Below are 14,422 nucleotides of genomic sequence, written 5' to 3'. Positions count from 1 at the left end.
TCGCGCTCATGACTGGTGGCCCAAACCAGACGCGCCGCAAGCCACGGCTGCAACTCTTCAAAAGAGCCCGCTGGCTCGGGCATCGAGCACCACCAGGCCAGCAGGCCCTACGCCCGCCAGTGGTCCCCACCCGTGCCACCCGGGAAAAACACTCCCCAGGAGGCACGAGGCGGAAGACCGGCTACTCGCCTACCGCTGAGGTGCCACCGAGCCAGCCTCGCTGTCTCGGATGATGAAGAAGTCCACCCGGCGGTTGTTCTCGCGGCCAACGGACGTGGCGTTGCTGTCGATGGGCCGGTCAGAACCGTATCCCCTGGCATCCAACCGCTCAGCGGCCACGCCCTTCCCGATGAGGTAACGCCGCACCTCTTCAGCGCGCCGCTGGGACAGCCGCTGGTTCTCATCCCCCAGGCCACGGTCGTCCGTATGCGCCCCCACCACGACCCGAGGAAGCTCCGGGTGCTCGCTCATCACCCTGGCCACCCAATCCAGCACCGAGAAGGAGCGCTGCTGGATACGGGCCTGCGAGGCCTCGAAGTACACCTTGCCGCGGAGTTCGAGTTGCCTGGCGGTGATGGACACCAGCGGAGTCTCGTGCTCCGGGCAGCCCAGATTGCTCTCAGGGCCAGGTTGGTTGACGCAGCTATCCACCCGGTTGGGCACGCTGTCCTTGTCCGAGTCGTCCTCCGGGCAGCCCTTGCGCTCGATTGGACCGGGCTCGTCCGGGCACGCGTCATCATCGTTGGGGATGTTGTCCTTGTCCCGGTCCCTCACGGGGCAGCCCCGATCGGGGCCCGGTTCCGACGGACAGCTGTCGTCGTCGTTCTTGAACCCATCGCCATCATCATCGGGCACCGGACAACCCTGGTTGGCCGCGGGACCTGGCTCCGCGGGGCACCCGTCCAGCGTGTCCTCGATGCCGTCGCTATCACTGTCCCGAGGGGGACAGCCCTTGCGATCCGGCGTCCCCTGCTCGGTGGGACACATATCGGAGATGTTGAGCACGCCGTCTTTGTCGCTATCCATGTCCGGGCACTCCTCCGCGGAAACGGAGAGTCCCAGCTCGCACCTGACGGAAGATTCGCCAGGCCCGCGGCGTGGCATCACATTTCCAAAAGAGCCTCCCGCCAGTACCCGGAACAGCGGCGTCCCCGGCGTCTTGCCTACCCCCACGCCGGCAAGAGCGAACACCTCGAGCGACGGGTTCACCAGGTAGCGCACCCCCGGCATCAGCTCCACCGAGCTTGGCTGCTTCGACAGCGCCACCATGCCCCGGACGTTGACCTCCCACCGCATCCGGCGCCCCGTCGACACCAGTGCCGCACCGATGCGCAGTTCGTTGCCCAGCTGATCCTGGATTTCGGAACCCGCGTCGGTGATACGCCCTCCCGGGCGAATCATCACTCCCGCGTCCAGCGCCGTCCGGAATGCACCGAAGCGCCGCCCCACCATCACCCTCGGCAGGTAACGCAGCCCATCATCCCGTGCATACGCAGCCTCGTTGCCCACATTCAGCCCAACATCCCCCCCTACCGCCACATCGAACCCGCCCTGTGCGTCCTGGGTGAGCAGCCCCAGACGCACCCCCACCGTGGGTGTGCCCAGCAAGAAGGATTTCGGAGCATCCGGGTCCGGAGCGCCCGGTCCGAGATTCTGCAACAACACCACTGGTAGCTGGACACCTACCTGCAACCAATTCATCAACGCATAGGCTGCGGACACATGCATCGTCCCCCGGCCGCTCACGGCCTCCTCTGGCTTCCCCTGCCGGAACAGCATCAGTGGCCGGTGCGCGTAATGACCCACCGCGGAGAGGCGGAAATGCCCGGGCTCGAGCAACTCCCCCGTTCCCACGACCAGCGAGCCCTCCGCTCCGGGATTCAGGTCCAGACGCTCCAATTCGAAGGGCTTGAATGCAGTCGTCTGCGCGAAGGCCGCGATTCCCGGCAACAACAGGAACAGCACCAGTGCGCCAAGCGCGAGAATCCTTCGTCCCATGGCTCCCCCGCTTCGGGTGTGTCGTGGCGCAGTACGGCTGCGCCACAGCGTAGATCCGCCGGTCAACAAGCGGCGGCACTCTAGCAGGAAATGATCCTCAACCACGGTCATCTCGTGGGACCAACGCCTCGACTGCGCCAACACATCCGTATGTAGCGCTACAGGTCTGTCCCGCCGCTCGGGAATCCCTTACGCACTGATCGTGGACTTGCAGCCTGTCGGACACTCTGGCAGGTTTCACCCCGCCAATCCGACCTGTTGTGGGGGGCTTACCGCACGTGCGAAGAGGACTCGTGAAGGCGCAGCCACACGCATGCCCCGAGGCATTTGTCCGCTCCAGTCGTCGCGGCAGGGGAGCTCTGCTCTCGCTCCTGCTCGCGGCCACCGCCGCTACCTCGTGCGCCAAGCGCATCGCGCCCAAGCCGTGCGAGACCCCTCCCCCCATGCAGGTCGTCCTGGACGTCTCGGACCAGGTGAATCCTGATCCGCGCGGGCGCTCGCTGCCCACCGTGGTCCAGGTCATCCAGCTCAAGGACAGCGCGAAGCTGGAGCGCGCGGGCTTCCGCGACCTGTGGGGCCGCCCCAAGGAGTTCCTCGGGGAGGACCTGCTGGCGGTGGCCGAGTTCACCGTCGCCCCCGGTCAGAAGTTCCAGCGGTGGATCCAGCGTGATCCCAAGGCCCGCTTCATCCTGACCATGGGCCACTTCCGCCAGCCGCTCGGATACTCGTGGCGCACCGTGTCCGCCCTGGACCCCGTGCCCGAGCCCTTCTGCGTGGAGCGGCCCGCGGGAGATCAGGGCGAGCCCAGGCCCGGTGACGTGCAGCTGCGCTACCGGCTCCAGGGCTATCAGATCGACATCCTTCGCACCCAGTTCTCGCTGACGCAGCCGGCTCCCGCCGTCCCGTCCGCGGCCGAGGTGCCATCCCACCCCAAGGGGAGTGCATGAAGAACGCGCAACGCGTCGTCTGGTCGGAGGGGATGTTCATGAGTCCCCACCACATGCAGCAGCTCGACCTCTACCACGAGAACCTGCTGGATCTCCGGCTGGGCGCGCTGGAGCCGTACCCCTGGGGCGTGTTCTCCCTGGAGTTCGACATGGAGGCGCTGCGCGCCGGCCGCGTGCAGCTGCGCCACTTCAACGGCGTGCTCCCCGATGGCATGCCGCTCGCCCTCCAGAACGGAGACCCCGAGGCCCCGCCGTCCCGCCCCACCGAGGGCGCCTTCCCGCCGGCCCAGCAGGTGCTGGACGTCTACCTGGGCGTCCCGCGTGAGCGCAGCGGCGTGGAGAGCTACGGCGGCAGCGAGCGCACCAGTGGCAACCCCCGCTTCACCCCGACCAACCGGCCGGTGAACGACCTGACCTCGTCCACCTCCATCGTCCCGGTGGCCTTCGCGCAGCGCAACGTGAAGCTGCTCTTCGGCACCGAGCCGCGCGAGGACTACGACGCCATCAAGATCGCCGAGCTGTCCCGCGACCGCTCCGGCAGCCTGACGCTCGTCGAGAACTACATCCCGCCCACGCTGCGCATCGACGCCTCGCCCTACATCATGAGCGAGCTGCGCAACCTGCTGCGGCTCATCGTGGCCAAGCAGCGCCAGCTCGCCTCGCGGCGCAAGCACCGGGACGCCTCGGCTCTCGAGTTCACCGCCTCGGACGTGACGCTCTTCCTGGAGCTCAGCTCCCTCAACGGCATCATCCCGCTGCTGCAACACGCCATCGACGCGGGCAACATGCGGCCCCACGCCCTCTACCTGGCGCTCAGCCAGTGCGCCGGGCAGCTGAGCACCTTCGTGGCGGACGCGGATCCCACCACGCTGCCTCCCTTCCAGTTCATCCAGCTGCGCGCCACCTTCGAGGAGCTCTTCCGCCGCCTCCAGTCGCTGCTGCGCTCCGTGGCCCTCGAGCAGTGCCTCTCGGTGGCGATGCAGTCCGGCGAGGACCGGCTCTACCGCGGCAAGCTCGAGGACGAGCGGCTGGATCGCTGCGGCCAGTTCTTCCTCTCCGTGCGCAGCGAGCTGCCGGAGAAGGTGGTGGCCGAGCAGCTGCCCAAGCTCGCCAAGCTGGCCAGCTGGGTGGACATCCAGAGCATCGTGCAGGCCGCCTCGCCCGGCGTGCCCATCCAGGTCAACTACCGTCCCCCGCCCGAGGTGCCCATCCAGCCGGGGACGCTCTACTTCTCCCTCTTCACCTCGGACGGCTACTGGAGGAGCGCGATGCGGGATCGCACGCTGGCCCTCTACCTGCCGCACCCCTTCGACGCCGCACAGACGACGGTGGAGCTGCTCGCCGTCCCCACCGCCAGCCGCTGACGACGACCCCACGCCATGCAACGAGTCACCGAAGCCACCAAGGACTGCTTCGACGCGGCGATCCGGATCCGCAACTCGGATGCCGCCTCGGTCCCCCCTCCCGAGGTGCTGCACCACCGTCTGCGCGGAGTCGTGGACGAGATGCTGCGGCGCGCCGCCGTGCTGGGCTTCAGCCACCAGGACGCCCAGGACATGGCCTACGCCATCGTCGCCCTGCTCGACGAGGCCGCCCTCACCCGGCCCGAGCCCTACCGCTCGTTCTGGATGACCAACCTGCTGCAGCTCCAGTACTTCAACGAGAACGTCGCCGGTGACGGCTTCTTCCACCGCCTGCAGGGCATCCGGAAGGATCCACACCGCGCCGAGGTGTTGCAGGTCTACTACCTGTGCATGCTCTTCGGCTTCCAGGGCCGCTACCGCATCCGCGGCGGCGAGCTGGAGCTGATGACGCTCATCGACTCGGTCCAGAAGGACCTGGAGCGCGCCAAACCCTTCGACTACGACGTGCTGTCGCCGCACGGTGAGCGGCCCACCGAGTCCATGCTCACCGGCAAGCGCAGGCTCTCGCCGATGGTCATCTCGCTGGGGGCGATGATGCTCGCCCTGCTCGTCTATGGCGGGCTGATGCTGGGTCTGGATGGCAGCGTCGAGACCTTCCTGAACGAGATCAAGCTCCACGTGGCCACCAACGGCGGAGGCACGCAATGATCTGGGCCATCGTCATCACGGCGCTGGCGGGCCTGGCGTGGGGAGCGATCTCCATGCTGGGGATGCCTCCGCTCCTCACCGGGCTCGCCACCACGGGACTGCTGCTGCTGTTCGCGCTCGGCAAGTGGATCGTCGGCAAGGTGAAGGCGCGCAAGGCCGCCAAGAAGCTCGAGGGCGCGCTGGAGCAGCAGGCCGAGGAGCAGATCAAGACGGTCCGGCCGGACCTGCAGCCGGAGATCAAGGCCATGCAGGCCGAGTTCTCCAAGGCGGTGGAGGCGCTCAAGACCTCCAAGCTGTCGCGGGGCCGCAAGGACGCGCTCGCGGTGCTGCCCTGGTACCTCATCGTGGGACCGCCGGGCGCGGGCAAGAGCACCGCGCTGCGCAACTCGGGGCTGAAGTTCCCCTACCTGTCCGCCAAGGGCGGCGGCGTACGGGGCGTGGGCGGCACGCGCAACTGCGACTGGTGGCTCACCAACGAGGCCGTCATCCTCGACACCGCCGGCCGCTACGTGAGCAGCGAGGACGACAAGCCCGAGTGGTTCGCCTTCCTCGACACGCTGACGAAGTACCGCCCCAAGCGGCCCATCAACGGCCTCATCGTGGCGGTGAGCGTCAGCGAGCTGATGGGGGTGGATCCCCAGGTCGCCGGTGAGCTGGGACAGAGCATCCGCGAGCGCCTGGATGAGATCACCTCGCGCCTGCGCACGCTGGTGCCCGTGTACCTGATGATCACCAAGTGTGATCTCATCCCCGGCTTCACGGAGATGTACGCGGACCTGACGCGCTCCGAGCGCGGGCAGATCTGGGGCTTCACCTCGCCCATGAACGCGCAGGCGGAGGCCTCCACGGACCTGCTGCTGGAGCGCTTCGACGAGCTGGTGACGGTGCTGGAGCAGCGCACGCTCAAGCGGCTGGGCCAGGAGCGCCGGCTGGAGTCGCGCGAGAACATCTACCAGTTCCCCCAGAAGTTCGACTCGCTGCGCAAGAACCTGGCCGAGTTCATCCAGCCGCTCTTCCTGGACAACGTGTACCAGGACACGCCGGTGATGCGCGGGTTGTACTTCACCAGCGGCACCCAGGACGTGAAGCCGATGGAGCGGCTGGCGAACTCCTCGGGCGAGTTCTTCGGGGACTCGCGCCCCCAGGAGACGAGCGCGGAAGGCCGCAGCTACTTCCTGTGGGACATCTTCACCAAGGTGATGTTCCAGGACCAGGAGATGGCCGTCCGCAGCTCCATCGAGGAGCAGCGCTACCGCAGACGGCAGCTGGTGCTCACGGCCACCTACTTCACGGCCGCGGCCCTGATGCTGGTGCTGCCCATCGTCTCCTACTTCCAGAACAAGTCGCTGGCGCGCGACGTGCGCGATGCCATCACCGCCGTGCAGCTCGATGCCCGCGACGACATCGCGCGCATGAAGGACCTGTCCCCGCTGCAGGCACGGCTCCAGGAGCTGACGAAGCACAAGGCGGAGGGTGTCCCCTTCTGGCTGCGCTTCGGCATGTACCAGGGGGACAAGCTCTTCCCGCAGGCGCAGTCCTTCTACAACACCGCCCTGCGCCGGGTGCTGCTCGGCAACCAGTACGAGCGCATCGAGCAGAACCTGAAGATCTTCTCGGACAACCAGGACTCGCCGGATTGGAAGCCCGGCGCCGAGGATTACGCGCAACACTTCGACGCGTTGAAGATGTACCTGCTCATCACCTGGCCGCACGCCCAGCGGGAGCCGTCGCTCGACGAGGCCCATCAGGACTGGCTGGTGGACCAGATGGTGCGGCACTGGACGCACGTGAAGGGCGCGGGAGGAGAGGCCCACCTGCAGCAGGCCATCAGCCGTCACGCCCGCACGTACATCCAGATGCTGGCGGCGGACCCGGAGCAGCTGGGCTTCGCCCGTGACACGAAGACCGTGCGCGCCGCGCGCCGGGCCCTCAACCGCGTCCCCGTGACCACGCTGGAGATGGACCGCATCGTCGCCGACGTGGGCCGTGAGTACCCGGATCAGACGCTGGACGACATCGTCGGTGCCGTGCCCGCCATGCATGCCACCAAGCGCGTCCGCGGCGCCTTCACCAAGACCGCCTGGGACCAGGTGGTGCGCTCGCGCCTGGAGTCCGCCTTCAAGAACAAGGAGGCCTGGGTGCTGGACCGGGACGCCAAGGAGGACGAGGAGCAGTCCCGCGCCGAGCTGCGCACGCGCTACTACCAGCAGTACATCCAGGAGTGGCGCGACTTCCTCAACTCCATCACCGTCCGGCCTCCGGATGACGTGGACCAGATGCAGGCCCTGCTCGAGAGCCTCACGCGCGGCAAGCCGCCCGCCTTCGGCAAGCTGTTCCGGGCGCTCGCCTACAACGTGCAGCTGGTGCGCACGCCGAAGGAGGAGGAGAAGAGCACGGCGCGCAAGATGCTCGAGAAGGTCCTGCCGCCCGACAAGCAGGACGAGAAGAAGCTGGTGGATCCGGACGCGGCCACGGGCGAGTACACGCTCGGTCCCAAGGACGTGGAGAAGGAGTTCGCCACGCTCATCCGCTTCAGCAACGAGAAGTCCCCCTCGGGTGACGGTGAGGAGCAGCTGACGGCGCAGGACTTCTACCAGGACCAGCTCGCGCTGGTGCTCAACGCCCTGCTGGGCGTGAAGGAGAAGCCCTCGGAGTCCGGCGCGCTGCTCGAGAAGATCAAGACCACGCGCGAGAGCGTGGCCATGCTCGTCAAGAAGTACGAGAGCAACGTCCCCATCCTGGAGAAGCTGCTGCTGCCGCCCTTCCAGGACATGCGCTCCATCGTCTTCGCCGGCGTGGCGCAGAACAAGAGCAACGACTTCTGCGAGGCCGTGGCCAGGCCCCTCAACGCGCTCATGGCCAACCGCTACCCGTTCGTCCGCGAGTCGATGCAGGACGCGCCCCTGGCCGAGCTCTCCGAGTTCCTGCGGCCCTCGGGCGGCACGCTGCGCAAGTTCCTCCAGCAGCACCTGGCCGACGAGGTCATCACCTCCGGCCGCAAGTGGACGTTCTCCAACCTCAACACGCGCGAGATGTACCGCGACGACCTGCTCACCTTCCTGGAGAAGGCGAACAACCTGTCCACCACCCTCTTCCCGGGGGACACGGTGGATCCGCTCGTCCGCTTCCAGGTGCGCGTGCGCGCGGGCACCTCGCCCGACACGGCGCCGTCGGAGATCTCCGCCATCACCCTGACGATCGACGGCACGGACGAGCTCTACCGCAACGGCCCGGACAACGTCTGGAAGCCGATGAGCTGGCCCGGCCAGGCCGGCAAGCTGGGCGCCCACATCCACGTGGAGAACGCCTCCGGGGCCACCGCCGACATCGACGAGCCCGGGGAGTGGGGCCTGTTCCGCCTGCTCGAGCGCGTGAAGCGCATCGAGCCCAGCGGTGACGGCCGCTTCTTCACCGCCGTGTGGGAGATCGAGGACATGAACGGAGCGCTCGTCGCCATCGACTTCCGGCCCGAGCGCACCGCCAACCCGTTCTTCGGCCTGTCGGGCAACAACACCTCCCGGCTGCTGCAGATCTTCCGGGATCCGGGCCTGTCGCCGCCGCTGGGGATTGCCCGCGGGGGCAAGGGCTGCATCGAGATGGTGAGCACGAACGGAGCCCCCTGAGGATGACGCAGGCGCCTCACATCGGGATGCTGGGCAAGGCTCCGCGCCACGCGGAGTTCGTCCGGCACAACGCGGCCAGCCCCCTGGCCCGGTACCTCTTCCGCTGGATGGAGGAGAGCACCGGCCGGCTGCACGGGGCCCGGAGCGCGTTGCCCACCACTCCCGTCAGCTTCGTCTTCACCGCACCCGGCGAGAGCTCGGTACTGGTGGGCGTGCTGGCGCCGAGCTCGGACAGTGTGGGGCGTGCCTTTCCGCTGGCCATCTTCCAGGAGCTACCCGCCGCGGACGTGGCCGGGCGTTATTCGCTGCTGCCGGAGACCCACCAGCCGTTCCTCCGGGCCAGCGAGGCGCTGCTGCGCGAGGCCGCCTCCCTCGAGGTTGCCCAACTGCAGGAGCGCACGGCGAAGCTGCCCACCGCGCGGCCCGGTGACCTCCGCGTGGCCGAGCGGCTCCGGGAGGCCCTGCTGTCCGAGAAGCGCTGCACGGAGCTGCTCCAGCACGTCGTCGGAGACCGCCCCGCCGAGGGGCGCTACTACGCGCTGCACACCTTCCTCACCGCCTGCACGGGCGAGCGCCACCGCGAGCAGGGCATGGCCGGCGTCATGCTGGACTGCCCCTACCCCTCGCACATGGGGCCCGTCACCTGGCTGGAGCTGTCCACGCGGCTGCTGCGTTGGGCCGCCCAACCCCCTTCCTTCTTCTGGTCCGACGGGCAGCAACCCCGGCTCGTGCTCTGCCTGGGCGCCGCGCCCCCTACCCTCCTGTTGCACCTGGCACAACCCTCGCGCCCGGCCACCAACGTCTGGCCCCTGCGCACCGACAAGCCCGCCGCCATGGAGCAGGCGAAGCAGGCCCTGTCCGCTTCGCAGCGCCAGGTCATCGATTCCTCCCACAGCACGCTCGAGCAGCTCCTGCGTGCCCTCGCCCGCTGAAAGGAGCGCCCCCCATGACGCCCTCTCCCGACAGCCTCCGCGAGCGTGCCAGCCAGTGGCTCGAGCCCATCTCCGCCGAGGCGCCCACCGGAGCCGCCTCCAAGCACCACCCCACCTACGAGAGCGTCTTCGCGGAGGTGGCCCGGCTCGAGTCTCCCACGGGCGATGCCGTGCGGTGGGACGAGGTCGTCCGCGATGCCGGGGAGCTGCTGCGGACCACCACCAAGGACCTGTGGCTGGCCTCCTACCTCGCCTACGGGCTGTACATGACGGAGGGCCTGCCCGGCGCCATCACCGGGACGACGCTGCTCGCGGAGCTGACCGAGCGCTACTGGCAGGGCCTCTTCCCCGAGGCCTCGCGCCTGCGCAGCCGGGGGCTCGCGCTGTCCTGGTACGTGGAGCGCATGAAGCACGTGCTCCCCACCCTCCAGGCCGACAGCACCTCGCCCGCCGTGGTGGACGCCCTGTCCACCGCCGTGTCGAAGCTCGCCGAGGTGACGCGCACGCGTCTCGCCTCCCAGGGCCCGGCGATGGGACCGCTCCTCACCCCCCTCGAGCGGCTGCGCGCGAGCATGCCCGCCGAAGCCGCGGCTCCCGCGGTGGCCACGCCCACGCCGTCCGCGCCCGCCGCCACCCCGCCCGCTCCGGTCACCGCCGCGCCACCCGCCGCCACACCGGCCCCCGTGGCACCGCCCGCACCGGTGGCCGCCAGCCCCGCTCCACCCGCCGCGCCTCCGCCTGCTCCGACCACGGCCCTCCACGCCTCCCAGCTGCCCGCGGTGCCCGGTGGCGAGCTCACCAGCGTGGATGCCACCACGGACTTCCTGCGCAACATCGGCTCGACGCTGACGAGTGCCTCCAGCGTCATCCGCCGCGCCAACCCGGCCGACCCGCTCTCCTATCGCTTGCTGCGCACCGGGCTGTGGCTGCACATCACACAGCCACCTCCCACCGGCGCAAATGGCAGGACATCCCTCCCGCCCCTGCCCGCCAACCTGCGCACGAAGCTGGAAACCCTCTCAACCCACTCCCGCTGGGCGGAGCTGCTCGACGAGTCCGAGTCCGCCCTGGCCCAGTATCGCTTTGCGCTGGACCTGCAACGTTTCAGTGTCCATGCCCTGGCATCCCTGGGCGACACGCATGCCGCCGCGCGTGAGGCATTGCTGTTGGAGCTGAGCAGTCTGCTCAAACGCATGCCCGCGGTGGTGGAGCTGGTGGCGTCCGACGGCACGCCCATGGCGGACGCGGCCACGAAGGAGTGGCTCAAGCGCGAGGTGCTCGCGAAGCCCGGCACCGCGCCACGCGCCGCCATCTCCATGCCCCTTCCTCGCGGGCTCGAAACTTCCGCTCCGGGTGCCGCTCCCGAGGGAGAGGCCCAGGCGCTGCTCGCCTCCGCCACCACGGCCCGCGCGCTCTTCGTCGCGCGGCTGCAATTGGCGCGCACGTATGCCCAGGCAGGACAACTCACCACCGCCCGCGCGCTCTACGAGGTGCTGGATGCCGAGTGCACCGCTCACTCTCTCGATTCCTGGGAACCGGCACTCGCCGCGGCCTGTCTCGAGGGATTCCTCACCTGTTGCCTGGCCACGAAAGAATCACAGGACATCCTGGTAGGAGATTACTGGATCCGTTATCGTCGTCTCGTCCAGCTCGACCCCGCTGCCGCCCTGCGCGTTCAACCCTGACAACGGGCAGCAACTCACGGACAAGCGCCACCTGGCGACGAACCCACCGCATCACCCACTTCACGTGAGAGGAGAAGCAGCAGATGAGCAAAGAGAGTTCCGTCGCCCCTACCGAACGCGTCAACATCGTCTACAAGCCCGCTACGGGCAACATGCAGGAGCAGGTCGAGCTGCCCCTGAAGATGTTGATGATGGGTGACTTCACCGGCCGGCAGGATGACCGCGCCCTGGAGGATCGCGCCCCCATCAACGTGGACAAGATGAACTTCACCGAGGTGATGGCGCAGCAGAACCTCAAGGTGGACATCTCCGTCACGGACAAGCTGTCCGCCGAGGAGGGCGCCAACCTGCCCGTGTCCCTGCAGTTCAAGAGCCTGGCGGACTTCGCTCCCGAGAGCATCGTCAACCAAGTGCCCGAGCTGCGCAAGCTGCTGGAGCTGCGCAGCGCGCTCAACGCCCTCAAGGGGCCCCTGGGCAACGTGCCGGCCTTCCGCAAGAAGCTCCAGGCGATGCTCGCCGACGACGAGGGCCGCAAGCGCCTCATCAACGAGCTGGGCCTCAACAACGGTGAGACCAAGTAGTCCAGAGCGGGAGCGAGAATCATGAGCACTCAGACCCAGACCCAGAATGCCGCGGGCGCCGCGGCCGCCGTTTCGCCCTCCCTGCTCGACGAAATCCTCTCCGAGGCGAAGATCAAGCCCAAGGACGAGGGCTATGACATCGCTCGCAAGGGCGTGGAGGCCTTCATCGCGGAGATGCTGGCCCCCAACCGCTCCGAGGAGCGCATCGACAAGGCCCTCGTCGACGCGATGATCGCGGAGATCGACAAGCGCCTCACCTCCCAGGTCAACGAGATCATGCACCACGAGGAGGTCCAGAAGCTGGAGTCCTCGTGGCGCTCGCTGAAGTTCCTCGTGGACCGGGTGGACTTCCGCGAGAACATCCGCGTGGAGATGCTCAACGTCTCCAAGGAGGACCTGCTCAAGGACTTCGAGGACTCGCCCGAGGTGGTGAAGAGCGGCCTGTACCGGCTGGTGTACTCCAACGAGTACGGCGTGTTCGGTGGCAAGCCCTACGGCCTGCTGCTGGGCAACTACGACTTCGGCCCGGGCCCGCAGGACATCGATCTGCTGCGCAAGTGCGCGTCCGTGGCGGCCATGGCCCACGCGCCCTTCATCGCCAACGCCAGCCCTGAGATGTTCGGCGAGCAGAACTTCCTCAACCTGCCCAACCTCAAGGACCTGAAGTCCCTGTTCGAGGGCCCGCAGTACGCCCGGTGGCACTCGTTCCGCGAGAGCGAGGACGCGCGCTACGTGGGCCTGTGCATGCCGCGCTTCCTGCTGCGCCTGCCCTACGGTGAGAAGACCATCCCCGTGAAGGCCTTCAACTTCACCGAGGACGTGGTCGGGCAGCACGACAAGTACCTGTGGGGCCACGCCTCCACGGCGTTCGCCACCCGCGTGGCGGACTCCTTCGCCAAGTTCCGCTGGAGCCCGAACATCATCGGTCCCCAGTCCGGTGGCGCGGTGGAGATGCTGCCGCTGCACCAGTACGAGGCCATGGGGGAGATCCAGACCAAGATTCCCACCGAGGTGATGCTCACCGAGCGGCGCGAGTACGAGCTGAGCGAGGAGGGCTTCATCGGCCTGGTGTTCCGCAAGGACGCGGACAACGCGGCGTTCTTCTCGGCCAACTCGGCGCAGAAGGCCAAGTTCTTCGGCAGCACGCCGGAGGGCAAGGCGGCGGAGACGAACTACCGGCTCGGCACGCAGCTGCCCTACATGTTCATCATGACGCGGCTGGCGCACTACGTGAAGGTGCTCCAGCGCGAGCAGATCGGCAGCTGGAAGGAGCGCTCGGACCTGGAGCGCGAGCTCAACCAGTGGATGAGCCAGTACATCGCCGACATGGATGACCCGGCGCCCGCCGTGCGCTCGCGCCGCCCGCTGCGCGCCGCCCGCGTGACGGTGGAGGACGTGGAGGGTCAGCCCGGCTGGTATCGTTGCAGCCTGCAGGTGCGCCCGCACTTCAAGTACATGGGCGCGTCCTTCACCCTCTCCCTGGTGGGCAAGCTGGACAAGGAGTGAGCCCGTCGCACCCGTGATACGTGGTTTCGCTGATACCGGGCTCCATCAACGCCGGGCCCCCCACCAGGGGCCCGGACTTCCGCGCCGTACGCGGCGCATACAACGAGGTGGCGAATGGCTGAGACTGTACACCTGTACCTGAAGGCGAACGGCACGGACATCAAGGGAGACAGCACCCAGACGAGCCTGGGCCGCGAGGGCTCCATCGAGTGCATCTACTTCGAGCACGAGGTCATCACCGCGCGTGAGTCCGGCTCCGGTCTGGCCACGGGCCGCCGTCAGTACCCGCCGATGAAGATCGTCAAGCGCATCGACAAGGCCTCGCCGCTGCTGATGAAGGCGCTGTGCGAGAACCAGGTCATCGAGGCGACCTTCAAGTTCTTCCGCCCCAACCCGACCGGCGACGGCACCACCGAGCAGTTCTACACCATCGCCATCAAGAAGGGCCGCATCAACAGCATCAAGCAGCACGTCCCTGACAGCTTCGTGCCGGCCAGCACCAACCTGCCCGCCATGGAGGAGATCACGTTCGTGTTCCACACGATCGACTGGACCATCACCAACGGCGGCGTGACGCACACCGACACCTGGGACACCCAGCGCTAGTCCGCTGTGCCCATGGTGCGCCCGGGTGAAACATCCCGGGCGCACCAGGGCCGGGCCCGCACGCCATGGCCGAACGAGGACTCCTGACACGTCTGGCCTCCAGCAGCCACGGCTCGCTGGCGCCCCGCGGCAACGTGGTGGCCGCCATCTCCGAGCACCTGCGGGCCCTGCTCAACACCCGGAAGGGAGAGGCCGCCGCGGCCCCTGCCTACGGGATCATGGACTTCAACGACATCATCCACATCCTCCCGGCGGCCATCCCGAGGATGCAGCAGTCCATCCGCACGGCCATCCAGGAGTTCGAGCCGCGGTTGAAGAACGTCGTCGTCACGCACGTTCCCGATGAGCAGGACCCCACCGCCCTGCGGTTCGACATCATCGCGCAGCTCAACGCCAAGGACGCGCGCGGCATGGTCCGCTTCCACACCGAGCTGAAACCCGGCGGCCGGATGAACCTCTGGTGAAAGGGCGA

Annotated in this window: 11 protein-coding genes; 10 read left to right on the top strand and 1 reads right to left on the bottom strand. The window is 67.9% G+C overall.

Features of this window, described 5'->3' with window-relative positions:
* Positions 1-189: 189 nt before the first annotated feature.
* On the bottom strand, positions 190-1,998 hold the full coding sequence (locus VFZ09_RS06720) for an OmpA family protein (protein ID WP_329726649.1): 1,809 nt from the start codon (positions 1,996-1,998) through the stop codon (positions 190-192).
* A gap of 359 nt (positions 1,999-2,357) precedes the next feature.
* Here VFZ09_RS06720 and tssJ point away from each other — a divergent pair, with 359 nt between their 5' ends.
* From tssJ to tssE, 10 genes are all read left to right on the top strand, one after another.
* Positions 2,358-2,945 (top strand): type VI secretion system lipoprotein TssJ, encoded by a 588-nt coding sequence (gene tssJ, locus VFZ09_RS06715; protein ID WP_414640678.1) that lies wholly within the window; start codon positions 2,358-2,360, stop codon positions 2,943-2,945.
* A complete protein-coding gene (gene tssK, locus VFZ09_RS06710) occupies positions 2,942-4,309 on the top strand; it encodes a type VI secretion system baseplate subunit TssK (RefSeq protein WP_329726647.1) in 1,368 nt (455 codons plus the stop codon). The genes tssJ and tssK overlap by 4 nt, the downstream gene beginning before the upstream one ends.
* Positions 4,310-4,324: 15 nt before the next feature.
* A complete protein-coding gene (locus VFZ09_RS06705; RefSeq protein WP_329726646.1) occupies positions 4,325-5,017 on the top strand; it encodes a DotU family type IV/VI secretion system protein in 693 nt (230 codons plus the stop codon).
* Positions 5,014-8,640 carry a type VI secretion system membrane subunit TssM gene (gene tssM, locus VFZ09_RS06700; protein ID WP_329726645.1) on the top strand — a complete coding sequence of 1,209 codons (3,627 nt, stop codon included), beginning with the start codon at positions 5,014-5,016 and terminating at the stop codon, positions 8,638-8,640. Before VFZ09_RS06705 ends, tssM begins: the two co-directional genes overlap by 4 nt.
* A 2-nt stretch (positions 8,641-8,642) precedes the next feature.
* Positions 8,643-9,572 carry a type VI secretion system-associated protein TagF gene (gene tagF / locus VFZ09_RS06695; RefSeq protein ID WP_329726644.1) on the top strand — a complete coding sequence of 310 codons (930 nt, stop codon included), beginning with the start codon at positions 8,643-8,645 and terminating at the stop codon, positions 9,570-9,572.
* A 14-nt stretch (positions 9,573-9,586) separates the two neighbouring features.
* Positions 9,587-11,257, top strand: a complete 1,671-nt coding sequence (gene tssA, locus VFZ09_RS06690) for a type VI secretion system protein TssA (protein ID WP_329726643.1) — start codon at positions 9,587-9,589, stop codon at positions 11,255-11,257.
* Positions 11,258-11,340: 83 nt separating this feature from the next.
* A complete protein-coding gene (tssB, locus tag VFZ09_RS06685; RefSeq protein WP_329726642.1) occupies positions 11,341-11,838 on the top strand; it encodes a type VI secretion system contractile sheath small subunit in 498 nt (165 codons plus the stop codon).
* 21 nt (positions 11,839-11,859) lie between these two features.
* Positions 11,860-13,344, top strand: a complete 1,485-nt coding sequence (tssC, locus tag VFZ09_RS06680; RefSeq protein ID WP_329726641.1) for a type VI secretion system contractile sheath large subunit — start codon at positions 11,860-11,862, stop codon at positions 13,342-13,344.
* A gap of 114 nt (positions 13,345-13,458) precedes the next feature.
* The gene (gene tssD / locus VFZ09_RS06675) at positions 13,459-13,950 is read left to right on the top strand and encodes a type VI secretion system tube protein TssD (RefSeq protein ID WP_329726640.1); all 492 of its coding nucleotides are present in this window, start codon (positions 13,459-13,461) and stop codon (positions 13,948-13,950) included.
* Between the two features lie 65 nt (positions 13,951-14,015).
* Entirely contained in the window at positions 14,016-14,414 is a 399-nt protein-coding gene (gene tssE, locus VFZ09_RS06670) for a type VI secretion system baseplate subunit TssE (RefSeq protein ID WP_329726639.1), read from the top strand.
* The last annotated feature ends 8 nt before the right edge of the window (positions 14,415-14,422 follow it).

This window comes from Archangium sp., from assembly GCF_036277355.1.
Lineage (GTDB): Bacteria > Myxococcota > Myxococcia > Myxococcales > Myxococcaceae > Archangium.
Note: the sequence above shows the minus strand (reverse complement) of the source record. Positions and strands in the feature narration are given on the sequence as shown.

Excerpts from the sequence above, each read along its gene's own strand:
- tssB (WP_329726642.1), top strand. The coding sequence starts at position 11,341 with ATGAGCAAAGAGAGTTCCGTCGCCCCTACCGAACGCGTCAACATCGTC.
- VFZ09_RS06720 (WP_329726649.1), bottom strand. The coding sequence starts at position 1,998 with ATGGGACGAAGGATTCTCGCGCTTGGCGCACTGGTGCTGTTCCTGTTG.
- tssK (WP_329726647.1), top strand. The coding sequence starts at position 2,942 with ATGAAGAACGCGCAACGCGTCGTCTGGTCGGAGGGGATGTTCATGAGT.
- tssM (WP_329726645.1), top strand. The coding sequence starts at position 5,014 with ATGATCTGGGCCATCGTCATCACGGCGCTGGCGGGCCTGGCGTGGGGA.
- tssA (WP_329726643.1), top strand. The coding sequence starts at position 9,587 with ATGACGCCCTCTCCCGACAGCCTCCGCGAGCGTGCCAGCCAGTGGCTC.
- VFZ09_RS06705 (WP_329726646.1), top strand. The coding sequence starts at position 4,325 with ATGCAACGAGTCACCGAAGCCACCAAGGACTGCTTCGACGCGGCGATC.
- tssE (WP_329726639.1), top strand. The coding sequence starts at position 14,016 with ATGGCCGAACGAGGACTCCTGACACGTCTGGCCTCCAGCAGCCACGGC.
- tagF (WP_329726644.1), top strand. The coding sequence starts at position 8,643 with ATGACGCAGGCGCCTCACATCGGGATGCTGGGCAAGGCTCCGCGCCAC.
- tssC (WP_329726641.1), top strand. The coding sequence starts at position 11,860 with ATGAGCACTCAGACCCAGACCCAGAATGCCGCGGGCGCCGCGGCCGCC.
- tssD (WP_329726640.1), top strand. The coding sequence starts at position 13,459 with ATGGCTGAGACTGTACACCTGTACCTGAAGGCGAACGGCACGGACATC.